Raw genomic sequence first — 21,354 nt, 5'->3', positions numbered from 1 at the left:
GGCCGCACACCGTCTGCGCCACCCTGCAGCTGGGCCTTCACGCACCCCGCGGGCCAGCGCCGCCCGGGGACGCCCCGTCGCGTCGCGGCTCCGCGGCCCCGACCCACGCTCGGACCCGTCCGTCGTCCCAGACCTGGGCCGGCAGCGCCCCGCCGAGCAGGCGGCGACGCAGCGCGGGCGAGGCGGGGATCGGCGTCGTGCTCGCGGCGATCACGAAGTTGCCGTACCTGCGCCCCTTGAGCATGGCCGGATCTGCGACGATCGCCGTGTGCGGGAAGACTGCGGCGATCGCGGCCGCCTCGGTCCTCGCAGAGACGTGGTCCGGGGAGCTGCCGATGTTGGCCACGAACAGGCCGCCGGCGTCGAGCAGGCGGGCCGAGGCCTCGATGAACTCGACAGTGGTCAGGGGATCCGGCGTGGTGGACCCGGCGAAGACGTCGCGGACCACGACGTCCCGGGTGGCCGGGGTGAGGGACTCGGTGACCTGCCTGGCCTCGCCGACGCGGATGCGCAGCAGCGGCGCGCGCGGCAGGTCGAACCATCCGCGCACGTAGTCGGCGAGCTTCGCATCGAGTTCGACGACGACCTGCCGCGCGTCCGGGTAGCGCGCGGCGAGGTATCGGGGGATGGAGCAGCCGCCCCCGCCCTGGTGGAGGGCACGGAGCCGCTCGGTGCGCTCGGGGTCGAAGCGGTCCTCGATGAGGGCCACGATCCAGCGCATGTACTCGAAATCGAGCCGGAGCGGGTCGGACAGGACGATGTGCGAGCTCTGGACCCCGTTGATCTTCAGCAGCCAGCCGTCCCGGGAATCCCCGTCGGGCACCAGTTCGGCGCTGCCGGTGCTGATCGGGTAGAGGCCCGCCACCGGGCCCTGACCCTGCTGGGCGGCCATCAGGCGTCCCCCCGGGCGCCGCGGACCATGCGGATCTCGGGCAGCGTTGCCCCGCCGATCTCGTCGAGGTGGCGGGCGCCGTCCGGCACAAAGCCGAGCTTGCCGTAGAACGCCCGGGCCCGTGGGTTGTCCTCGAAAACCCACAGGGATGCCGGCCGGTCCGCGAGGACGCGCTCGACCACCGCCCGTCCCGCGCCCGTGCCGTGCATCTCGGCCAGCACGTAGACGGTGTAGAGCTCCTCCTCCGCGGGGGCATCGTCGTCGCGGGCGGGGCCGGCCCCCGCGAACCCGACCACGCGCCCGCGGGAACGGACCAGCGCGAACCGCCCGGGCGACTCCGGGGCGAGGAAGCGGCGCCAGCGCTCGGTGCGTGCGGGCGAGTCGCCGAGGCCGCCAGCGAGGAACGCCGCCGGGAGCAGGTGGGCGTAGGCCTCGCGCCACGAGGCGTCCTTGACCGCAAGCACCGCCTCGGCGCCATCGGGCGTCGCGCCGGTGATCTCGAAGGCGCGCTCGGGCGGGGTGCCGCTGTGCTGGACCATCGCGCTACCTCACCACGGCCAGGGCGAAGCCGTCCCAGCCCTTGGACCCGGCGGTCTGCACGACGGTCGCGTCGAAGAGCGGGCCGCCGAGGAGCTCGAGGGACTCCACGATGAACGGCGCGTCCTGGTCCCCGCCGTCAGGGTGCAGGAGCGTGCCCTCCCACACGGCGTTGTCGAGCACCACCACGGTGCCCGGCCGCCCCAGCCTGACCGCCCACTCGAGGTAGCGGGAGTTGTTCTGCTTGTCGGCGTCGATGAAGACGAGGTCATAGGGTCCGGACAGCCGCGCGAGCGTCTCGAGCGCACGGCCCACGTGCACGGTGACCTTCTCGGCAAGGCCCGCGGCGGCGAGATTCTGCCGCGCCACGTCGGCGTGCTCCGGCAGGTACTCAAGGGTGTCGAGGTGGCCGCCTGCGGGCAGGGCCTGCGCCATCCAGATGCTGCTGAACCCCGCCAGGGTGCCGATCTCGAGCACCCGCGCCGCTCCGGAGATCCGGACGAGGAGGTTCAGCAGCTTGCCGGACGTGGGCTGCACCTCGATCGGCGGCATGCCACGAGCCTCGGCCGTCTCGAGGGCCCGCTCGTGTTCCGGGCCGGGCTTCACGACGGTCCGCGTGAGCCACCGTTCGACCTCGGTCCATTCGGGCTGCGCGACGTGTTCGACCATGCCGCCAGTCTGGCACCTCGTGCCGAGGCCGCGACAGCGCCGTGGCGGACCGGCGCGTCAGCCGCCCGCGGGCTCTGCGCCCTGGCCCGCGATCGCCCGCTCGAGGCGTTCTACCTTGCCGGTGAGCTCACCGGTGTGGCCCGGGCGGATGTCGGCCTTGAGGACGAGCGAGACCCGCGACCCATAGCGGCCCACGGCCTCGGTGGCGCGCTTCACGACGTCCATGACCTCGTCCCACTCGCCCTCGATCTCGGTGAACATCGAGCTCGTGCGGTTCGGCAGGCCGGATTCCCGCACGATCCTGACCGCTGCCGCGACCGCCTCGTGGACGGAGTCGGAGGGAGCGGACGACGGCGAGTCGGCCGCCTCAGCCGGGCGGCCGGCGTCGGGCGCGGGGCCGGAGGGGGATACAGAGAACGCGACGATCATGCGCACCAGTGTGCCACCGCGGCTCGGCCGGCGAGCTGGGAGCGCACCGTCATGTAGGCGACACCCGGACTCTCGGATGGGTACTGTTGAGGTATGCAGCAGGAACGGGCGTGGCGCAAGCCGATGCGCGCCGACGCGGCACGCAACATCGAGAAGATCATCACGGCGGCCCTCGACTGCTTCCGCGAAGAGGGCCCGAACGTGTCCCTCAAGACCGTCGCGGACCGGGCCGGGGTCGGCCCAGCCACACTCTTCAGGAACTTCGCCGACAAGGACGAGCTGGTCCTCGCCGCGGTCGAGCGGCAGATCAAGGTCAAGGTCGAGCCGGTGGCCGAGATGGCGCTGGACAACCCCGACGCCGCCTCCGGCCTCGTCGAGGTCCTCAGCGCGGTGATGCAGGTGGCCAATGATGAGCACAACCTGCTCTCGGCCGTCGCGGGTCGGCGGAGCCTGCTCGTGGGGCTCGCCGGCAAGCTCATCGAGTCCCTCGGGGTCCTCCTCCAGCGTGGCCAGCGGGAGGGCACCCTGCGCGAGGAGCTCCAGCTGATCGACATGGTGCGCCTCGTCGCCATGCTCATCGGTGCGGGCGACACGCTGGAGCCCGGGTCCTTCGCGTGGCAGCGGTACGTGGCGCTCGTCGAGGACGCCATCCGCACCCACCGGGAGAACCGGCCGCTGCCTCCGCTCGGCCCGATCCCCGGCGTCGAGCTGCCCCTCTGACGGCGGGGAGCTCTGCCCATGGCGGACCCGGGGCGGGCCCGCTAGCGTCTGGGGCATGACCATGCTCTCTGTCGCCGCATCCACGACATACGGGACCTCCTCCGGAGACGCCGCCGTAGGCCTCATCGGCGGGCTCTTCGGTGCCGTCATCGGCCTCGCCGTCGTTGGACTCCTGTATATGGGGATCTTCACCAAGGCCGGCCGTCCGGCGTGGGAGGCCTACGTCCCCTTCTACAACTTCTACGTGCTGATCACCCAGATCGTGGGTCGTCCGGCCTGGTGGTTCTGGGTCATCATCGCCTCGAGCGTGATCCCGGTCCTGAACTTCATCACGTGGATCGCGGCGGCCGTGTTCGGCATCCTCGTCATGAACGACCTGTCCAAGTCGTTCGGCAAGGACTCCGCCTACACGGTGGGCCTGGTGCTGCTGCCGATCGTCTTCGTGCCCATGCTCGGCTACGGCCAGGCGCAGTACCTCGGCAAGGGCGCTCTCGTGGCGCCGGGCGGCTACGGCCAGCCCCAGCCCTACGGCCAGCAGGCCCAGCCCTACGGCCAGCCCCAGTCCTACGGCCAGCCCCAGCAGTACGGCCAGCAGGCCCAGCCCTACGGTCGGCCTCAGCCCTACGGCCAGCCTCAGCAGTACGGCCAGGAGCGCCCGAGCCCCTATGGCCAGCAGCCCGGCTCGGACGAGCCGCGTCGCTGAACCGAAACGGCCCCTCTCCATCTGAAGGTCATGTTCTGGGAGTCACCTCAGGTGACCTTCAGAACGTGACCTTCAGGAGGTGACCTTCAGAAGCTGACCTTCAGAAGGGGCTGGGCGGTCAGCCCCAGCCGAGGAGGCGCAGGAGCGCGGCCGCGGCGGCGCCGGCGATCACCACCACGAGGAACGGGGCCCGCAGCACGAGCGCGACGGCGGCCGCCGCGAGGGAGCCGAGCCGGGCGTCGAGCACGAGGGACTGGCCGCCCGCAAACGTGTTGACGGCGGTCAGGGACGCCAGCAGCCCGATGGTGACGGTGCCCGCGACGCGGAGCATCCGCTCGTTGTCCATCCATCGGCGCGGCAGCAGGTAGCCGAGCAGCTTGAGCGCATACGCGGCTGCGCAGGCGAGGACGATCCAGGCCCACAGGCTCATGCCCGGCCCCCGCCCTGGCCGCCGTCCCCGCGGGGGTCCCGGCGGGAATAGGGGTCGAGGTCCGGCCCCAGCCCCTCCACCCCGGCGCCCGCGGACGGCCGGCCCGAGGCGGCCCTCGCATGGCTGACCCATCCGAGGACGGCGGCGACGAGCGCCGCGATGAGGATCGGGACGCCGGGCGGCACGAACGGCACCGCGAGCACGGTCGCGAGGGCGCAGACCACGGCGATCGCCCAGGGCTCGCGGCCCTTGAGCCGCGGCCAGAGGAGCCCCAGGAACGCGGCCACGGCGGCGCCGTCGAGCCCCCACTGCTTGGGGTCGCCGAGGGCGTTCCCCGCCAGGGCGCCCACGGCCGTGAAGATGTTCCAGAGCACGAACACCCCGACGCCGGCCACCCAGAATCCTCGACGCTGCTCGGTCGGCGACTCCTGGCCCACGGCCGTGGCCGTGGACTCGTCGATCGTGAACTGCGGAGCGACGAAGCGGCGCCAGCCGGCAGGGGCGAACATCGCGTTGAGCTGCATGCCGTAGACCGCGTTGCGCACGCCGAGCAGGGTCGCCGCAGCGGTCGCGGCGGCGCCCGAGCCGCCTCCGGCCAGCACCCCGATGAAGGCGAACTGCGAGCCGCCGGTGAACATGAGCAGGCTCAGGGCCACGGTCTGGAGGACGTCGAGCCCCGAGGCGACCCCGAGCGCGCCGAAGGAGACGCCGTAGAGGCCGGTCGCGACGGCGATCGAGAGGCCGATCCGCGCCGCCGGCGAGCGGCGCAGCGGCACCGGCCCCGCGCCGTCGTGCTCGGGTTCGGGTTCAGGATCCGGGCGGGGATCCGCCTCAGCCAAGGGCCGCCCCCAGCTGGGCCAGCACCTCGGCGGGGCGGTTGGTGGTGATCTGCTGGACGCCGACGGCGAGGCAGTGCTCCACGTCCTCGGGCGCGTCCACGGTCCAGACGCGGAAGGTCAGGCCGGCCTCGAGCCACGCCCGCACGCGGTTGGGGTGGTCCCGGATGTAGCGGATGCCGGGGCCGGCGATGCCCACGCGGCCCTCGTCGAGGATCGCCTCGGCGTCGAGCTGGGCCGCCTTGAGGACGTTGGCGACCGCGCCGCCCGTGAGGGCCCCCAGCGCGGCCGACTGCCGCAGCTCCTCGACCGAGACGTCATCGACGAGCATGCAGACGTGGCGGGCGGGGACCGAGGAGAGGAGGTGCTCGATGGCCTCGGCGTCGAAGCTCATGAAGCTGACCTGGACGCCCCCCACCCGAGAGGCCTCCGGCTCCCACCCGCGCGAGCGCAGCAGCTCGAGCACGCGGTCCTCGAGAGCACGGCGGTAGGGACTGGGGTGCTTGAGCTCGATCGCGAGGCCCACCTCGCGCCCGGAGGCGACCAGCAGGTCCAGCAGCTCGGGCAGCGTCAGGAGCTGCTGGCTCTGGGCCCCGAACTCGTCCGGGACCCGGACGCCCTTCCAGGAGGAGAAGTCGAGCTCGCGGAGCTGGGCGAGGGTCCGCTCCGCCACGGGCCCCGTGCCGCTGGAGGTGCGGTCCAGGTTCGCATCGTGCAGGAGGACCAGGTGCTGGTCCCGGGTCAGGTGGACATCGCATTCGACGCCGTCCGCGCCGTCGGCGAGCGCCTGGAGGTAGGCGGCGCGCGTGTGCTCGGCGAAGCGCGCGCTCGCACCACGATGGGCATACACAAGGGGGCGGCTGGTCATGGCGCAAGGGTATCGGACCGATCCGACGCCCAGATTGCGTCATACCCCCTGGGGTACTATTCTGGAGGAGAAGCAATACCCCTAGGGGTATCCCAACGGAAGGAGAGCCATGCTGCTCGAGCGCATCTACGACCAGGACCTGGCGCAGGCCAGCTACATGATCGGCTGCCAGGCCAAGGGCGAGGCCATCGTCGTCGACGCCCGGCGCGACATCGCCCCCTACCTCGAGCTCGCCGCCGCGAACGGCATGAAGATCGTCGCGGTCAGCGAGACCCACATCCACGCCGACTACCTCTCCGGCTCCCGGGAGCTCGCCGCTGCCACCGGCGCGGAGCTCTACGTCTCCGGTGAGGGCGGCGAGGACTGGCAGTACGGCTTCGAGGCCGAGCGGCTGGTCGACGGCAGCACCGTCCAGCTGGGCAACATCACGGTCACTGCCGTGCACACCCCGGGCCACACCCCCGAGCACCTCTCGTTCCTCATCAAGGACGGCGCCTTCAGCGACGAGCCCGGCTACCTCCTCTCGGGCGACTTCGTCTTCTCGGGCGACCTCGGCCGCCCCGACCTGCTCGACGAGGCCGCCGGCGGGGTGAACACCCGCTTCGAGGGCGCGCGCCAGCTCTTCACGAGCCTCAAGGAGAAGTTCCTGACCCTCCCGGACCACGTCCAGGTCCACCCCGGCCACGGATCCGGCAGCGCCTGCGGCAAGGCCCTGGGCGCGATCCCGTCGACCACGGTCGGCTACGAGCGCCTGTTCGCCTGGTGGGCCCCCTACCTCGCGGCCAACGATGAGGAGGGCTTCGTCCGCGAGCTCCTCGACGGCCAGCCCGACGCGCACGCCTACTTCGGGCGCATGAAGCGCCAGAACCGCCTCGGCCCGGCCGTCATGGGCGGACGCGGCGCGCTCCCCGAGCTCTCCACCGAGGCGATCGCCGAGGACCTGGCCGCGGACCGGATCACGTTCGTGGACACCCGCCACCACGCCGACGTCCACCGCGGCACCGTGGCCCGGGCCCTCAACATCCCCGCCGGCGGCAAGATGGCCACCTACGGCGGATGGGCCTACGACCCCGAGACCGATTCCCGCCCGCTCGTGCTCCTCGCCCAGAACGAGGAGGCCGCGGGCCGCATGTGGGACTCGCTCGTGCGCGTCGGGATCGACAACGTTGCCGGCTTCACGCCCACCCTCGAGGGCCTTCCCATGACGGCCCCCCGCACGCTGGAGCCTGCGGACCTCGAGGGCTTCGACGCCGCGCTCGTCCTCGATGTGCGCAACAAGACCGAGCACGCCGCGGGCCACATCCCCGGCTCGGAGCAGCTCAGCGCCGGCCGCGTCCTGTGGCACACGGACCAGCTCCCCTCGGAGGGCGTGATCGTGAGCTACTGCCAGAGCGGCGTCCGCAACTCCGTCGCCGCGAGCGCCCTGCGCCGCGCCGGGTACGAGGTCGTCGAGCTCGAGGGCAGCTACCTCGGCTGGAAGTCCTTCGCGGACTCCCAGGAGGCCGCCGCCGCCCGCTGAGCCGCCCACCGGCCCACCCCAGACCCCGGATGCCCCGCCTGTCCCCCCGCAGGCGGGGCATCCGGCTGTCCGCCCCCGCCGGTAGGGTTGAGGCATGGTGACGCTGAACCGCACCCCAGGCCCCCGCCCGGGAGCGGAGTCCGGCTCCGGTCCGACCGACCTCGAGCGGGCCGCCGCCCTGGGCCGGATGAAGGCCCTCGCCCTCTCCCTCCTGATCGGGATGGCCGTCATCTTCGCGGTCTCGTTCGCGCTCCAGGACCGCTACGCGTGGCTCCAGTATGTGCGGGCCGCCTCCGAGGGCGGCATGGTCGGGGCCCTCGCTGACTGGTTCGCCGTCACCGCGCTGTTCAAGCACCCGCTCGGGCTGCCCATCCCCCACACCGCCATCATCCCCACGCGCAAGGACGCGATCGGGGCGTCCCTCAGCGGGTTCGTGCGGGACAACTTCCTCTCCTCCGCCGTGGTGCGCGCCAAGCTGGACAGCGTCGACGTCGCGCGGAAGGCAGGCACCTGGCTGGCGAGCCCCGCGGGCGCCGAGCGGGTCGCGAAGGAGGGCGCCGCCGTCGTGCGCGGGGCGTTCACCGTGCTCAACGACGACGACGTGCAGGCCGTGATCGAGGGCATGGTGCGGCGCCACCTGCTCGCCCCGCCGTGGGGGCCGCCGCTCGGCCGGGTTGCAGACCAGGTCCTCGCCGCGGGCCACCACCACCAGCTCGTGGACCTGCTGGTGGACCGCGCGGCGGACTGGGTCGCGGCGAACTACGAGGCCGTCACCCGCGTCGTCTCGGACCGCTCCCCCTCCTGGGTGCCGAGCTTCGCCAACGACCTCGTCGGCGACAAGATCTACATCGAGCTGTCCAAGTTCGTGGCGGCCGTGCAGTCGGACCCGGACCATCAGGTGCGCCGGTCCATCGACGCGTACCTGAGGGACCTCGCCCAGGACCTCCAGCACGAGCCTGCCATGATCGCCCGGGTGGAGGGCATCAAGGCGCAGGTGCTCGGCGACCCGCAGGTCCGCAGCCTCGCCGGCCGCACCTGGGCCACGCTCAAGCGGGTGCTGCTCGAGGCGGTCTCGGACCCGCGCAGCGAGCTGCACCAGCGGTTCACCACCGCGGTGCGGGACTTCGGCGCCCGGCTCGTCGAGGACGAGGAGCTGGCCGGGAAGGTCAATGCGTGGGTGGCGGACGCGGCCTCCTACGTGGTGGCGACCTACCGCGACGACATCGCGGGCGTCATCGAGGACACGGTGGCCCGCTGGGACGCGCAGGAGACCTCGGAGAAGATCGAGCTCCAGGTCGGCAAGGACCTCCAGTTCATCCGCATCAACGGCACCGTGGTGGGCGCCCTGGCAGGCCTGCTGATCTTCGCCGCGGCGCATGCCGTGTTCGGCGGCTAGACGGACGACGGCGCGTGGCCGCCTCGGGCGGGCTGCGCCGTCGGGCGGCCGGTGCCGTCCGGGAAGCGGACCGGCCCGCAGTTCAGTCCGCGAGCGGCTCGATCCCGGCGCGGCCTTCGAGCAGCCGCGCCCGGCGCTGCTCGATCTCACGCTCGACGGCCTCCTGGGGCGTCTCGGCGGGCAGCACGTCCGGCACCGGGCCGAACGCCGCCTGGGCGGCACGCACCACGGCGCGCCCCATGAGGAGGTTGCCGGCCCCGCCGACCACCGCGCCGACCCCGAAGGGAAGGGCCCGGCCCACGAGCGCGCCGCCCTGCCGCTTGAGCAGCCAGGTGAGGAAGCGCCGCTGCACGGTGCCCTGGAGTACCTTGACGGCCTGCGACGGCATGGACCGGTTCAGCGCCACGCCCCACGCGCTGGCCGGGTGTCCGCCACGGCCCAGGGCCTGCCCGCCCAGCGCGGAGAGCAGGGCCGTGCCCTCCTCCCCCAGCATGAGCGCCATGATGGTGGTCCGGGCTCGGTCCGGGTCCTCGAGGTGCACCCCGTGGAGCTCCGCGATCGAGGCCGCGTAGAGGGCGGTCGCCTCGAGGAAGCCCACCGTGGCGGCGGCGGAGAGGCCCAGCGACGTCATGGTCCCCAGACCGGGAATCGCCGCGGTGCCGCCCACGGCGACGCCGGTCCCGCCCACCGCCGCCAGATAACGGCGCTCGAGGCGCCGGGCGAGCTGGGCGGGGGAATCGTTGGGGTACTGTCGGTGCAGCCGGCGCAGGTTGGCCAGCACGAGCGGGCGCTGCACGTCCACCGCCGCCAGGAGGGCCCGGTGGACGCGGGGGGTCGCCTGGCCCCGGGCGTCGAACATCGTCTGGTGCGCCGTGTCCTGCGCGATCCGCAGGGCAATGTTCTTCTTCGCCATCTGCACAGGCTAGCCCCGGGCGCCGGACATGTCCCGCGCCCTTCGCGCTTGGCGTAGCCAGCGGATCGGGCCGCCCCGCACTGTTTCAGACGGACGCCGGCGGGGAAACTCAGGGGCGACCCGCGCCCCGCGGGCTTGGAGCGCTGCCAGTGCACCGGCAGCGGCGGAAGGAGCTCATCATGGGCATCGGTGCGTCAATCTTCCTCATCGCCATCGGCGCGATCCTCGCATTCGCGGTGACGCCGGGCCTCATCCCGTTCATCGACCAGACACTCGTGGGCTACATCCTCATCGGCGTGGGCGTCCTGGGGCTGATCGTCTCGCTCGTCATGATGGGCAGCTCGCGCCCGCGGCGGCGGGTCACCGAGTCGCGTCAGCTGGTGGACCCGGAGACCGGCGAAGCCGTCACCCGGCGCGACAGCCGCGAGATCTAGGCGGCCCAGGGACCCGGACGGGCCCGGCGGAGCACTCGCTCCGCCGGGCCCGTCTGCGTTTATGTGGAACCCCTTGACTTTCCAACATAAACGCAGATACAGTCAATCAATCCCACATTCGTGTGATGGAGACCACAGGCTGGACGAGGGGCTCAGAGAGGAGAGGTGCCGGGCATGTCGATGTTCGCAGAAGAGCGTCAGCGGCTCGTCGCCGACCGTGTCGCCGAGGTCGGCCGGGTGAGCGTCACCGAGCTCGCCGAGCGCTTCTCCGTCACCACCGAGACCGTGCGCCGCGACCTCGCGGCGCTGGAGTCCGCCGGCGTGCTCCGTCGCGTCCACGGCGGCGCCGTCCCGGCCGAGCGCAGCGCCACCGCGGAGGCCAGCCTCCTTGAGCGGCAGATCCAGAACCTCCTCGAGAAGCGGGCCATCGCGGACGCCGCGGCGGACCTCATCGAGTCCTCCCGCGCCGGCAGCGTCCTCCTGGACGCGGGCAGCTCCACGGAGGCGCTCGCGGAGCGCCTCATGGGCGCTCCCCTGGACGGCGCTCCCCTCGTCGTCGTGACCAACGCCCTGCCCATCGCGGACAAGCTCGCGGCGGATGCGAACCTCAACGTCCAGCTGCTCGGCGGCCGGATCCGCCCGCTCACCCGGGCGGCGGTGGGGCCGGCGACGGTCGACGCCGTCGAGCGCCTCCGCCCGGACCTCGCCTTCGTCGGGGCGAACGGCCTGCACGCCCAGTTCGGGCTCAGCACGCCGGACGTCGAGGAGGCCGCCGTCAAGGCCGCCTTCGTGCGCTGCGCGCGCCGCGTCGTGGCCCTCGTGGACCACACCAAGTTCGGCGTCGAGGCACTCGTGCAGTTCGCGCGCCTCGACCAGCTGGACGCCATCGTGACCGATCGGGCACCCGAGGGGGACGTCGCCGACGCCCTCGCGGACGCCGGAGTCGACGTACTGGAAGCAGGGAAGCAATGATCGTGACCCTCACCGCGAACCCGAGCCTGGACCGCACGGTCGAGCTGGGCGCACCCCTGCTGCGGGGCGAGGTGCAGCGCGCCGTCTCGGTGCGGCAGGAATCCGGCGGCAAGGGCGTGAACGTGGCCCGCGCGCTGCGCGCCTCCGGGCTCGACACGCTCGCCGTCCTCCCGGGGGATGCCTCCGATCCCGTCGTCGCCGGCCTCGCTGCCACCGGCGTGCCGTACGCGGCACTGCCCATCGGGGCGCCGCTGCGCTCGAACGTGGCCCTCACGGAGCCCGACGGCGTCACCACCAAGGTCAACGAGCCCGGCCCCGAACTCTCCCAGGCCCTCCAGGAGGCCCTGCTCGCCCTCCTCGTCGACCGCGCCCGTGGGGCCTCCTGGGTGGTCCTCGCAGGATCGCTCCCCCCGGGGGTTCCCGAGGACTTCTATGCCACGGCGGCCGAGCGCCTGCGCTCGGCCGCCGACGGAAACGCGCCGAAGATCGCTGTCGATTCTTCCGGCGCGCCGCTCGCGGCCTCCCTCTCGGGCAGGCCAGAGCTGCTCAAGCCCAACGCGGACGAGCTCGCGGAGCTCGCCGGACTCGTGGGCCTGAAGGACACCGGCACACCGGCCGAACTCGAGGCCTCCCCGGCGCTCGCCGCGAAGGCGGCACGGGCGCTCGTGGACGCCGGGGTCGGAGCGGTGCTCGCGACCCTCGGGTCGAAGGGCGCCGTGCTCGTCACACGGGACGGCGCGTGGCACGCCACGCACCTGCCCATCAGGGCCGTCAGCACCGTCGGTGCCGGCGACTCCTCACTGGCCGGGTACCTCCTGGCCGACTCGACTGGGGCGGACGCCGAGGGCCGCCTGCGCCAGGCAGTGGCCCACGGGGCCGCCGCCGCGTCCCTGCCGGGATCCACCGTCCCGGCAGCGAACCAGACCACCCCCTCTGCCGTGACCGTCACGGCCCTCTGAGAAGGACTCATCATGACCGAACTCATCGCCCCCGAGCTCGTGGTGCTCGATGCGTCGCTGGGCTCTTCCCCCGCCGACGTGATCAGGCACCTGGCCGGACTCGTTGCGGATGCCGGCCGCGCCACAGAGGTGGACGGGCTGTTCGCGGACGCCTGGGCGCGCGAGCAGAAGACCGCCACCGGCGTCCCCGGAGGCATCGCCATCCCCCACTGCCGCTCCACGGCTGTGACCGAGCCGTCGCTGGCGATGGCCCGCCTGTCGCAGAAGGTCGGATTCGGCGCGAAGGACGGCGACGCTGACCTCGTGTTCTTCATCGCCGCCCCGGAAGGCGCGGACCAGGAGCACCTCAAGCTCCTCGCGAAGCTCGCCCGGAGCCTCATCAAGAAGGACTTCACCGCGTCCCTGCGGGCAGCGGCTTCGCGCGAAGAGGTGGTCGCGCTCGTCAACGAGGCCCTCGGACTCACCGCAGCAGGCGAGCCGACAGCGGCGGGCGCCGCAGCCGGAGAGAGCCAGACGCCCTCGTCGTCCACGAGGCGCATTGTCGCCGTCACCGCCTGCCCCACCGGCATCGCGCATACCTATATGGCCGCGGACTCCCTCGTCGCCGCTGGGAAGGACAAGGGAATCGACGTCCAGGTCGAGACCCAAGGCTCGGCGGGCTCGACACCGCTCCCGCAGTCCGTCATCGACGCCGCCGACGCCGTGGTCTTCGCCGTGGACGTCGATGTGCGTGGCAAGGAGCGCTTCGCGGGCAAGGCGTACGTGCAGTCGCCGGTCAAGCGCGGCATCGATGAGCCGGGCGTCATGCTCGACGAGGCCCTGGCGGTTGCCGCCGACCCGAACGGCCGGCGGATCGCCCGCGGAGCGGCCGGCGCGGCGTCGTCCGCCTCCGGCTCCGAGACGAGCGAGTCCGTCGGAAAGAAGCTCAAGCGAGCGCTGCTCACGGGTGTGAGCTACATGATCCCGTTCGTCGCCGCGGGCGGCCTCCTGATCGCGCTCGGCTTCCTCCTCGGCGGCTACGACATCACGAAGTACGCGGACACGATCGTCCTCAAGAACAACGTGTTCAGCCTCCCGACCGAGTTCGGACCGCAGGCCTGGGGCCCCCTCGGCGCCTACCTCGGTGCTGTGCTGTTCAAGATCGGCGGCCTGTCGATCGGCTTCCTCGTCCCGGCCCTCGCCGGGTACATCGGCTACGCCCTCGCGGACCGGCCGGGCATCGCCCCGGGCTTCACCGCGGGCGCCGTGGCGGGCTTCATGGGCGCCGGGTTCCTCGGCGGCATCGTGGGCGGCCTCCTCGCCGGCTACACCGCGCACTGGCTCGCGTCCCTCCCAGCACCCCGCTGGCTGCGCGGCCTCATGCCGGTCGCGATCATCCCGCTCGTCGCGTCCATCGTGGCCTCCGGCCTCATGTTCGTGGTGCTCGGCGGTCCCATCGCGGTGGTCACGAAGGCCCTCAATGACTGGCTCACAGGCATGAGCGGTGCCGCCGCCGTGATCCTCGGCGTCATCCTCGGCCTCATGATGTGCTTCGACCTCGGCGGCCCCGTCAACAAGGTCGCGTACTCGTTCGCCGTCGCCGGCCTGAGCGCGGCGAGCGCGACCAACGCTGCGCCGTACCACATCATGGCTGCCGTCATGGCCGCGGGCATGGTCCCGCCGCTCGCCATGGCCCTCGCCACGGTGCTCGACCACAAGAACTTCAACGCCACCGAGCACGAGAACGGCAAGGCGGCGTGGCTCCTGGGGGCCTCGTTCATCTCCGAGGGCGCGATCCCGTTCGCCGCGGCGGACCCGCTGCGGGTCATCCCGGCGTCGATGCTCGGCGGCGCGCTGACCGGAGCGCTGTCGATGGCCTTCAACGTCTCCTCCAAGGCCCCGCACGGCGGCATCTTCGTCTTCTTCGCGATCGACAACTTCTTCCTCTGGGTCGTCTCGATCGCGGCAGGCGTCGTCGTAACCGCTCTGGCAACCATCGCCCTCAAGCGATACGTTGGCAAGAAGGCGCCCGAGGCCGCGGAGCCCGTGCCCGTCGCCGCCTAGCGAGAGAGAGTTCGAGGTCTTGATGATGGAGCAGTTTCACGGTGTCGGTGTCACCCCGGGGCGTGTGATCGGGCGGGTGCGGCAGATGCCCGCACCGGTCGCAGAGCCCGCGGCGGGGCCCGTCTCCGGCGGGCTGGACGCTGCCGCGGAGGGCGAGCGGATCCGCTCGGCGTCCAAGGCGGTCCAGGCGGCGCTGAAGGCCCGCGCAGCGTCTGCCTCGGGGGACGCGAAGGGCGTCCTCGAGGCGACCGCCCTCATGGCGGCGGACCCGATGCTGGTCAAGGGCGCCGTGAAACTGCTCGACCCGTCCGCGGACGGCGGGTCCCGCTCGGCCGAGCGGGCGGTGTGGGAGTCCGGCGCCGCGGTCGCGGACAAGCTCAAGTCCCTCGGCGGCTACATGGCCGAGCGGGCCACCGACGTCCTCGACGTGCGCGCCCGGATCGTCGCCGAGCTGCGGGGGCTCCCGGCCCCGGGCATCCCGGAGTCGGATGAGCCTTTCGTCCTCGCCGCCGAGGACCTCGCCCCCGCGGACACCGCGACCCTCGACCCCGCCAAGGTCACCGCCCTCATCACGAGCGGCGGCGGCCCGCAGTCCCACACCGCGATCCTGGCCAGGGCCCTCGGCCTGCCGGCCGTCGTGGCGGCGCCCGGGGTCGAGGCGATCGCGGACGGCTCCGAGGTCTACGTCGACGGCGCCGCGGGCACGGTCCAGACCGAGCCCGGGCAGCACGAGCGGGACGCGGCGGCCGCCTGGACCACCCAGGCGGCCGCCCTGGCCGCCGGGTTCGCCGGAAACAATCGGCTCGCCGACGGGCACGCCGTTCCGCTGCTCGCCAACGTGGCCACCGGCAAGGACGCGGCCAAGGCCGCCGCTGCCGGCGCCGAGGGCGTGGGCCTGCTGCGCACCGAATTCTGCTTCCTCGACCGGGACACCGAGCCCACCCACGAGGAGCAGGTGGCCGCCTACACGGCGGTGTTCAGGGAGTTCGCCGGCAAGAAGGTCGTGATCCGCACCCTCGACGCCGGCGCCGACAAGCCCCTGCCGTTCCTGACCAACGCGGACGAGCCCAACCCGGCCCTCGGCGTGCGCGGGTACCGCACCGACTGGACCAGCCCGGGCGTCCTCGCCCGCCAGCTCGCCGCGATCGCGCAGGCGGCGCAGGAGAACGAGGCCGAGATCTGGGTCATGGCCCCGATGATCGCCACGACGGACGAGGCCGCCCACTTCACGCGTTTGGCGAAGGAAGCCGGGCTCAAGACGGCCGGCGTCATGGTCGAGGTCCCCTCCGCGGCCCTCACGTCCTCGCACATCCTCCAGAACGCCGACTTCGCCTCGCTCGGCACGAACGACCTCACGCAGTACGCGATGGCCGCGGACCGCATGCTCGGCCCGCTCGCCCACCTCAACGACCCGTGGCAGCCGGCCGTGCTGCACCTCATCAAGGCAACGTGCGACGGCGCCGCGGCGGCTTCCGCGGCCACCGGCACCGCCAAGCCCGTGGGCGTCTGCGGCGAGGCCGCGGCCGACCCCGCCCTCGCCGCGGTGCTCGTGGGCCTGGGCGTCACGACCCTGTCGATGTCGCCGCGCGCCCTGACCGCCGTCAACCGGGTCCTGGCCACCATCACCGTCGAGGAGGCCCAGCGGCTCGCCGCCCAGGCCCTCGCCGCCCCGACCGCCGAGGCCGCCCGCGACGCCGTGCGCGGCAGCCTGCCGATCCTGGACGAGCTGGGCCTGTAGGCCCCCGGTACCGGGCCGCCGCGCCGACACTGTACGCTTCCTCCACCAGCCCGACTCCCCCCAAGAACAAGGAGCACCACATGGCAGAACGCACCGCAACGATCGGCTCGCGCGTGGGCCTGCACGCCCGCCCGGCGGCCATCTTCGCCGAGGCCGCAGGCGAGGCCGGCCTCGACGTCACGATCGCGAAGGTCGGGGAGCCTGCTGACGAGGCCATGGACGCCTCGAGCATCCTCTCCCTGATGAGCCTGGGCGCCGAGTACGGCCAGCAGGTTGTGCTGCGTGCGGAGGGCCCGGGCGCGGACGAGGCCCTCGCCAAGCTCGTGACGGTCCTCGAGACGGACCACGACGCCGAGTAGGCCCCCCAGGCCCCTGCCCGCCTGAACGGGCGCAGGAGCGCGGCCGGATCCCTTCGGGGACCGGCCGCGCTCCTGTCTGTTCAGAGCCTGGCGCCCTCAGCGGACCGGCCGTGCCGCAGGCCCGTCGGGAAGCCGATCGAGACCGGAGCAGGGGCCGGCGCGCCGCAGCATGATCCGGCGAGAGCGGCCTCGTCGGCGGTGCCGTCAGATCCGACGCCCGAGCACACCCCTGTTGCCGGCAACTCGAGCTCGACCGCGGCGGCGGCCGCGTCGTCGCCCGCGAGCGCGGCGGCGATCGAGCGGACCTGCTCGTAGCCGGTGGCCATGAGGAACGTGGGGGCCCTGCCGTAGGACTTCATGCCGGCGATGTAGAAGTCGTTCTCAGGGTGTGCGAGCACCTCTGCGCCATGGGGCTCGACCGTGCCACACGAGTGGAAGTCCGGGTCGATCAGCGGGCCCAGGCGCCGCGGTGCGTCGACCGCCGGGTCGAGGTCGAGGCGGATCTCGGACAGGATCGTGAGGTCGGGGCGGAACCCGGTGGCGGGGATGAGCCGGTCGACCTCGAGGGCGCGCCCATCGGCGGCGTGGACCCGCAGGCGCCCGTCGATGACCTCGAGCCGTGCTGTGCGGAAGCCGGTGAGGAGCTCGACGGCCCCGGAGCCGACCATGCTCTGCAGTCGCGTGCCGAGCTGGCCGCGTGCGGGCAGCTCGTCGGCGTTCCCGCCGCCGTACGCATGGGCGGGGGACGCAGCGCGGATGGCCCACGCGACTTCCGTCCCGGGGTGCGTCCGCGCGAGCTGGGCGAGCGCGAGGACGCTGTTGGCGGCGGAATGGCCGCCGCCCACCACGAGGGTCCGGCGCCCGGCGAAGCCCCCCGCGGCGACGTCGGCCAACGGCGCCGTGACGAGCCCCGCCGCGGTCGCCTCCTCCTCGCCGAGCGCCGGGAGGCCGGAGGATCCGAGCGGCGCGCGGTGCTCCCACGTGCCGGAGGCGTCGACGACGGCCCGGGCAAGGACCTCGGCCACCGTCCCGTCCGGACGCTGGACGCGCAGGAGGAAGGGCGCCTGGTCACGGCCGAGGCTGCTCCCCTTGTCCCGGTCCTGCCGCGCGACCGCGAGGACGCGGTGGCCGGTGCGGATGCGGCCGGCGAGCTCAGGCGTGGCGGCGAGGGGCTCGAGGTAGTCCTCGACGATCTGGGCACCGTACGGGAGCGCTGTAGGCCGGGGCGCCTCCCAGCCGTGCCGCTCGAGCAGGCGCACCGAGGCGGGGTCGAGGTTGTAGCGCCAGGTGGAGAAGACCCGCACGTGGCCCCACTCGCGCATGGCCGATCCGACGGCGGGGCCGGCCTCGAGGACGAGCGGCTCGAGGCCGCGTTCGAGAAGGTGTGCCGCGGCGGCCAGGCCGACGGGCCCGGCCCCGATGACGGCGACGGGGTGGTCGGTGGGGATCGCGGTCATCGCTGCGCCCCTCCGGCCGGGAGCAGCTCGGCAATGAGGGCCTCGACTCGGGACTTGATCTCGTCGCGGATGGGGCGGACGGAGCCGACGCCCTTGCCGGCGGGATCCTCGAGCTCCCAGTCCTCGTAGCGCTTGCCGGGGAAGATCGGGCAGGTGTCCCCGCAGCCCATGGTGATGACCACGTCGGAGTCCTTCACTGCCTCGGTCGTGAGGACCTTCGGCTTTTCCGCCCGGATGTCGATGCCCTCCTCGAGCATCGCCTCGACGGCGGCGGGGTTGACCGTGTCGGCGGGCGCGGAGCCGGCGGAGCGGACCTCGATCCGGCCCGCGGAGAGGTGGTTGAGGTAGGCCGCGGCCATCTGGGACCGGCCGGCGTTGTGGACGCAGACGAACAGGACAGAGGGCTTGTCGTTCACAGGAGGACCTCTCGATCGGCCGCCGCGGCGGCACGGGTGGCGATGGACGGGTAGAGGAGACGGACCAGCAGGAACCCGAGGGCGCCACCGGCGAGCTGGGCGAGGATGAATCCGGGTGCGGAGGCGGGGGCGATTCCGGCGAACGTGTCGGTGAGGGTCCGGGCAATCGTGACGGCGGGGTTGGCGAAGCTGGTCGAGCTCGTGAACCAGTAGGCCCCCGCAATGTAGCCGCCGACCGCGAAGGCGACGCGGTCGGCGCGGCCGGAGCGGACCGTGCCGAAGACGACCAGCAGGAGCCCGAGGGTTGCGATGACCTCGCCCAGCCACAGTCCGGGGCCGTTGCGTTCATGGCCAGAGGCCGAGACGGCATCCAGGCCGAACATCAGGTTCGCGAGCACTGTCCCGAGGAGCCCTCCGAGGATCTGAGCCGCGACCAAGGAGACTGCCGTCATCGTCCCGATGACGCCCAGGGCCCGTTCGACGAGCGTCACCACAGGGTTGAAGGAGGCCGAGATGGGCTGGAGCGCGACGATCAGCGCGACCAGGGCCGCGCCGGTGGCAAGGCTGTTCTCCAGCAGGGCCAGGCCCGGGTCTGCCGGAGAGAGGCGCGAGGCCATGATCCCGGAACCCACCACGGCCACGACCAGGAAGGCCGTGCCCACGAACTCCGCAACGGCGCGGCGCAGGGGCAGGCTCACTTCCCGGTGCCCGCCAGCAGGGCGGCGAGGCTTCCCAGCGCCTCATTCCGAGCCCGGTAGTACACCCAGACTCCGCGCTTCTCGCGCTCGAGCAGCCCCGCGTCGTAGAGGATCTTCAGATGCCGGCTGATGGTGGGCTGGGAGAGGTCGAAACTCTCATTGAGGTCGCACACGCAGGCCTCCCCTCCCTCGTGCGCGGCGATGAGGGACATGAGCCGGAGGCGCACCGAATCGCCCAGGGCCTTGAGCACCGGCGCAATCCTCTCGGCCTCGGCGTGGGAGAGCGGCTTGCCGGAGACGGGCGAACAGCAGGCGGCGGCAGGCGTGGGCACAGCATCCACGATCGACATATTGAGATATTTGCATGTTTACATATCCGAGCGCAAGGACACCGTTCACACATGCCCCTACCTCATCAAAGGTCACAACTCAATAACCATCTGCCAGTGACGTTCACCACACTGCGGCGCGGTGGAGGCGTGCGGCGGCAGGACGGCGTCGTCCGCGCGGAGAACCGCGGAATCATGCGGCTGCTGCAGACCCGGGGCACCCTGGCGCGGAGAGGGCTCCCGTGGGCGGCCCCACGCGCGCGCGTGAGCCAGGACACTCCGGAAATCAACCTTTCACTCTCAGATCGAAAGGCCCTGGACTAAACTTGAATGCCATGTCACGAGACCAGCGTCAGATGACCGAGCCACAGCGCCCCCGGCGCGTGGTGTTCCGCAAACGAAAGCTCAGGGTCGACGACGTCAACGTCGTCGACCAGCCGATGCTCAAGAGGGCCATCGGCGGGACCATCGTGGGCAACACGATGGAATGGTTCGACGTGGGCGTCTTCGGATACCTCATCACCACCATGGGACCTGTGTTCCTGCCCGAGGCCGACCGCACGGTCCAGACCCTCTTCCTCCTCGGGACGTTCGCAGCGACGTTCATCGCCCGTCCGGCCGGCGGCGTGTTCTTCGGCTGGCTCGGCGACAAGATCGGGCGCCAGCGCGTGCTCGCGATGACCCTGATCACCATGGCGTCCGCGACGTTCGCCCTCGGCCTCCTGCCCGGCTACGCGCAGATCGGCATCTGGGCGGCGATCCTCCTCGTCGCCATCAAGCTCATCCAGGGCTTCTCGACCGGCGGCGAGTACGCCGGCGCCACCACGTTCGTCAGCGAGTATGCGGCGGACAAGCGCCGCGGCTTCCTCGCGAGCTTCCTCGACATGGGCTCCTACATCGGATTCGCCCTCGGCGCCGCGATCGTCTCCGTCCTCCAGCTCAGCCTGGGCCAGGACGCCATGGTCGCGTACGGCTGGCGCATCCCGTTCCTCATCGCCGGCCCGCTCGGCGCCATCGCGATCTGGTTCCGCCTCCGCATCGAGGAGAGCCCCGCCTTCCAGGCGGCCCTCGACGCCCAGGAGAACATGACCCGCGAGCTCGCCACGCATGACGAGATCGCCACCAAGGGCCCGCTGCAGATCGTGCGCAGCTACTGGCGCCAGATCATCGTGGCCATGGTCCTCGTCGCCGCGGCGAACACGGTGGGCTACGCGCTCACCTCGTACATGCCGACCTACCTGACGGAGTCCAAGGGCTACGACGAGCTCCACGGCACGATCCTGACGATCCCCGTGCTCGTGGTCATGAGCCTGTGCATCCCGCTCACCGGCAAGCTCTCCGACAAGATCGGCCGCCGCCCGGTGCTCTGGATCGGCGCCGTGAGCACGATCGTGCTCTCGATCCCCGCGTTCCTGCTCATCGGCGTGGGCTCCATCCCGGCGACCCTCGCCGGCCTCGCACTGATCGCGTTCCCCGTGACGTTCTACGTGGCCAACCTCGCCTCGGCCCTGCCCGCGCAGTTCCCCACGGCGAGCCGCTACGGCGCCATGGGCATCGCGTACAACTTCGCCGTGGCCATCTTCGGCGGGACCACGCCGTTCATCATCGACGCCCTCATCCAGTCCACCGGCAACGACATGATGCCGGCGTACTACCTCATGGCGACCTCGGTGGTCGGCGCGGTGGCCATCTGGTTCCTGCGCGAGTCCTCGCAGCGCCCGCTGCCCGGCTCGCTGCCGAGCGTTGACACCGAGGCCGAGGCGCGCGAGGTGGTCGCGCACCAGGAGGAGAACCCGCACATCGACCTCGAGCACATGCCGCTCCCCGAGGTCCCCGTCGCGCTGGCGGACGACGGCGTGGCGCTGCAGCTCCCGCTCGACCACCCGGCTGCCGTCGAGGCCGCGCAGGAGGCCGGTGTGGACCTGGAGGCCACCGCGCTCGAGGCCCAGGTGTCCGGCGAGGCGCCGGTCGCGTCGGGCCCGATCTCCGGCCCGGTGCCCGAGGTCCCGATGGCTCCCGCCTCCGTCAAGTACTGAG

General features: G+C 72.3%; 23 protein-coding genes. 11 read left to right on the top strand and 12 right to left on the bottom strand.

Annotated features, from left to right (window positions below; translation table 11 throughout):
- Positions 1 to 37 precede the first annotated feature (37 nt).
- From ACVWWH_RS05745 to ACVWWH_RS05730, 4 genes are read right to left on the bottom strand one after another with little or no spacing between them, the layout of a single operon-like run.
- On the bottom strand, positions 38 to 892 hold the full coding sequence (locus ACVWWH_RS05745; protein WP_066494645.1) for a spermidine synthase: 855 nt from the start codon (positions 890 to 892) through the stop codon (positions 38 to 40).
- Positions 892 to 1,431 carry an N-acetyltransferase family protein gene (locus tag ACVWWH_RS05740; protein ID WP_457315946.1) on the bottom strand — a complete coding sequence of 180 codons (540 nt, stop codon included), beginning with the start codon at positions 1,429 to 1,431 and terminating at the stop codon, positions 892 to 894. Before ACVWWH_RS05740 ends, ACVWWH_RS05745 begins: the two co-directional genes overlap by 1 nt.
- A 4-nt stretch (positions 1,432 to 1,435) precedes the next feature.
- The gene (locus tag ACVWWH_RS05735) at positions 1,436 to 2,098 is read right to left on the bottom strand and encodes an O-methyltransferase (protein ID WP_066494641.1); all 663 of its coding nucleotides are present in this window, start codon (positions 2,096 to 2,098) and stop codon (positions 1,436 to 1,438) included.
- Between the two features lie 57 nt (positions 2,099 to 2,155).
- Entirely contained in the window at positions 2,156 to 2,527 is a 372-nt protein-coding gene (locus ACVWWH_RS05730) for a thiamine-binding protein (RefSeq protein WP_066501827.1), read from the bottom strand.
- A 93-nt stretch (positions 2,528 to 2,620) separates the two neighbouring features.
- On the opposite strand from ACVWWH_RS05730, the gene ACVWWH_RS05725 reads away from it, so the two are divergent.
- A complete protein-coding gene (locus tag ACVWWH_RS05725; protein WP_066494640.1) occupies positions 2,621 to 3,247 on the top strand; it encodes a TetR/AcrR family transcriptional regulator in 627 nt (208 codons plus the stop codon).
- A 55-nt stretch (positions 3,248 to 3,302) separates the two neighbouring features.
- Entirely contained in the window at positions 3,303 to 3,950 is a 648-nt protein-coding gene (locus ACVWWH_RS05720) for a DUF5684 domain-containing protein (protein WP_457315945.1), read from the top strand.
- Positions 3,951 to 4,068: 118 nt separating this feature from the next.
- Here ACVWWH_RS05720 and ACVWWH_RS05715 read toward each other — a convergent pair whose 3' ends face one another.
- From ACVWWH_RS05715 to ACVWWH_RS05705, 3 genes are read right to left on the bottom strand one after another with little or no spacing between them, the layout of a single operon-like run.
- Entirely contained in the window at positions 4,069 to 4,380 is a 312-nt protein-coding gene (locus ACVWWH_RS05715; protein ID WP_066494638.1) for an AzlD domain-containing protein, read from the bottom strand.
- Positions 4,377 to 5,156 (bottom strand): AzlC family ABC transporter permease, encoded by a 780-nt coding sequence (locus ACVWWH_RS05710; RefSeq protein WP_066494636.1) that lies wholly within the window; start codon positions 5,154 to 5,156, stop codon positions 4,377 to 4,379. The genes ACVWWH_RS05715 and ACVWWH_RS05710 overlap by 4 nt, the downstream gene beginning before the upstream one ends.
- A 55-nt stretch (positions 5,157 to 5,211) precedes the next feature.
- A complete protein-coding gene (locus tag ACVWWH_RS05705) occupies positions 5,212 to 6,084 on the bottom strand; it encodes a glycerophosphodiester phosphodiesterase (RefSeq protein WP_066494634.1) in 873 nt (290 codons plus the stop codon).
- Positions 6,085 to 6,193: 109 nt separating this feature from the next.
- Here ACVWWH_RS05705 and ACVWWH_RS05700 point away from each other — a divergent pair, with 109 nt between their 5' ends.
- The gene (locus ACVWWH_RS05700) at positions 6,194 to 7,603 is read left to right on the top strand and encodes an MBL fold metallo-hydrolase (protein ID WP_457315944.1); all 1,410 of its coding nucleotides are present in this window, start codon (positions 6,194 to 6,196) and stop codon (positions 7,601 to 7,603) included.
- A 94-nt stretch (positions 7,604 to 7,697) separates the two neighbouring features.
- Positions 7,698 to 8,999 carry a DUF445 domain-containing protein gene (locus tag ACVWWH_RS05695; protein ID WP_457315943.1) on the top strand — a complete coding sequence of 434 codons (1,302 nt, stop codon included), beginning with the start codon at positions 7,698 to 7,700 and terminating at the stop codon, positions 8,997 to 8,999.
- Positions 9,000 to 9,081: 82 nt separating this feature from the next.
- Here ACVWWH_RS05695 and ACVWWH_RS05690 read toward each other — a convergent pair whose 3' ends face one another.
- Positions 9,082 to 9,912: a hypothetical protein gene (locus ACVWWH_RS05690; protein ID WP_066501823.1), complete on the bottom strand. Its 831-nt coding sequence runs from the start codon at positions 9,910 to 9,912 to the stop codon at positions 9,082 to 9,084.
- A gap of 179 nt (positions 9,913 to 10,091) precedes the next feature.
- Here ACVWWH_RS05690 and ACVWWH_RS05685 point away from each other — a divergent pair, with 179 nt between their 5' ends.
- The 6 genes from ACVWWH_RS05685 to ACVWWH_RS05660 all read left to right on the top strand — a co-directional run bounded on the left by ACVWWH_RS05685 (position 10,092) and on the right by ACVWWH_RS05660 (position 16,417).
- Positions 10,092 to 10,346 carry a DUF6458 family protein gene (locus tag ACVWWH_RS05685; protein ID WP_307006951.1) on the top strand — a complete coding sequence of 85 codons (255 nt, stop codon included), beginning with the start codon at positions 10,092 to 10,094 and terminating at the stop codon, positions 10,344 to 10,346.
- Positions 10,347 to 10,526: 180 nt separating this feature from the next.
- Positions 10,527 to 11,318: a DeoR/GlpR family DNA-binding transcription regulator gene (locus tag ACVWWH_RS05680; RefSeq protein ID WP_066501817.1), complete on the top strand. Its 792-nt coding sequence runs from the start codon at positions 10,527 to 10,529 to the stop codon at positions 11,316 to 11,318.
- Entirely contained in the window at positions 11,315 to 12,277 is a 963-nt protein-coding gene (locus tag ACVWWH_RS05675) for a 1-phosphofructokinase family hexose kinase (RefSeq protein ID WP_066494632.1), read from the top strand. The genes ACVWWH_RS05680 and ACVWWH_RS05675 overlap by 4 nt, the downstream gene beginning before the upstream one ends.
- Before the next feature lie 12 nt (positions 12,278 to 12,289).
- Positions 12,290 to 14,320, top strand: coding sequence for a PTS fructose transporter subunit IIABC (locus ACVWWH_RS05670; RefSeq protein WP_457315942.1), 2,031 nt, complete (start codon positions 12,290 to 12,292; stop codon positions 14,318 to 14,320).
- Positions 14,321 to 14,345: 25 nt separating this feature from the next.
- A complete protein-coding gene (ptsP, locus tag ACVWWH_RS05665; protein ID WP_457315941.1) occupies positions 14,346 to 16,058 on the top strand; it encodes a phosphoenolpyruvate--protein phosphotransferase in 1,713 nt (570 codons plus the stop codon).
- Positions 16,059 to 16,138: 80 nt separating this feature from the next.
- The gene (locus ACVWWH_RS05660) at positions 16,139 to 16,417 is read left to right on the top strand and encodes an HPr family phosphocarrier protein (RefSeq protein WP_066494625.1); all 279 of its coding nucleotides are present in this window, start codon (positions 16,139 to 16,141) and stop codon (positions 16,415 to 16,417) included.
- An 80-nt stretch (positions 16,418 to 16,497) separates the two neighbouring features.
- On the opposite strand, the gene ACVWWH_RS05655 is transcribed toward ACVWWH_RS05660, so the two are convergent.
- The 4 genes from ACVWWH_RS05655 to ACVWWH_RS05640 are packed head-to-tail and all read right to left on the bottom strand — an operon-like array spanning position 16,498 to position 19,338.
- Entirely contained in the window at positions 16,498 to 17,874 is a 1,377-nt protein-coding gene (locus tag ACVWWH_RS05655; RefSeq protein ID WP_457315940.1) for an FAD-dependent oxidoreductase, read from the bottom strand.
- Positions 17,871 to 18,290 (bottom strand): arsenate reductase ArsC, encoded by a 420-nt coding sequence (locus tag ACVWWH_RS05650; RefSeq protein WP_457315939.1) that lies wholly within the window; start codon positions 18,288 to 18,290, stop codon positions 17,871 to 17,873. Before ACVWWH_RS05650 ends, ACVWWH_RS05655 begins: the two co-directional genes overlap by 4 nt.
- Positions 18,287 to 18,988, bottom strand: coding sequence for an aquaporin (locus tag ACVWWH_RS05645; RefSeq protein WP_066494621.1), 702 nt, complete (start codon positions 18,986 to 18,988; stop codon positions 18,287 to 18,289). The genes ACVWWH_RS05650 and ACVWWH_RS05645 overlap by 4 nt, the downstream gene beginning before the upstream one ends.
- On the bottom strand, positions 18,985 to 19,338 hold the full coding sequence (locus ACVWWH_RS05640) for an ArsR/SmtB family transcription factor (RefSeq protein WP_457315938.1): 354 nt from the start codon (positions 19,336 to 19,338) through the stop codon (positions 18,985 to 18,987). The genes ACVWWH_RS05645 and ACVWWH_RS05640 overlap by 4 nt, the downstream gene beginning before the upstream one ends.
- 335 nt (positions 19,339 to 19,673) lie before the next feature.
- Here ACVWWH_RS05640 and ACVWWH_RS05635 point away from each other — a divergent pair, with 335 nt between their 5' ends.
- Entirely contained in the window at positions 19,674 to 21,353 is a 1,680-nt protein-coding gene (locus ACVWWH_RS05635; RefSeq protein WP_457315937.1) for an MFS transporter, read from the top strand.
- Position 21,354: the final 1 nt, after the last annotated feature.

The sequence above is a fragment of the Sinomonas sp. RB5 genome (assembly GCF_054063535.1).
Note: the sequence above shows the minus strand (reverse complement) of the source record. Positions and strands in the feature narration are given on the sequence as shown.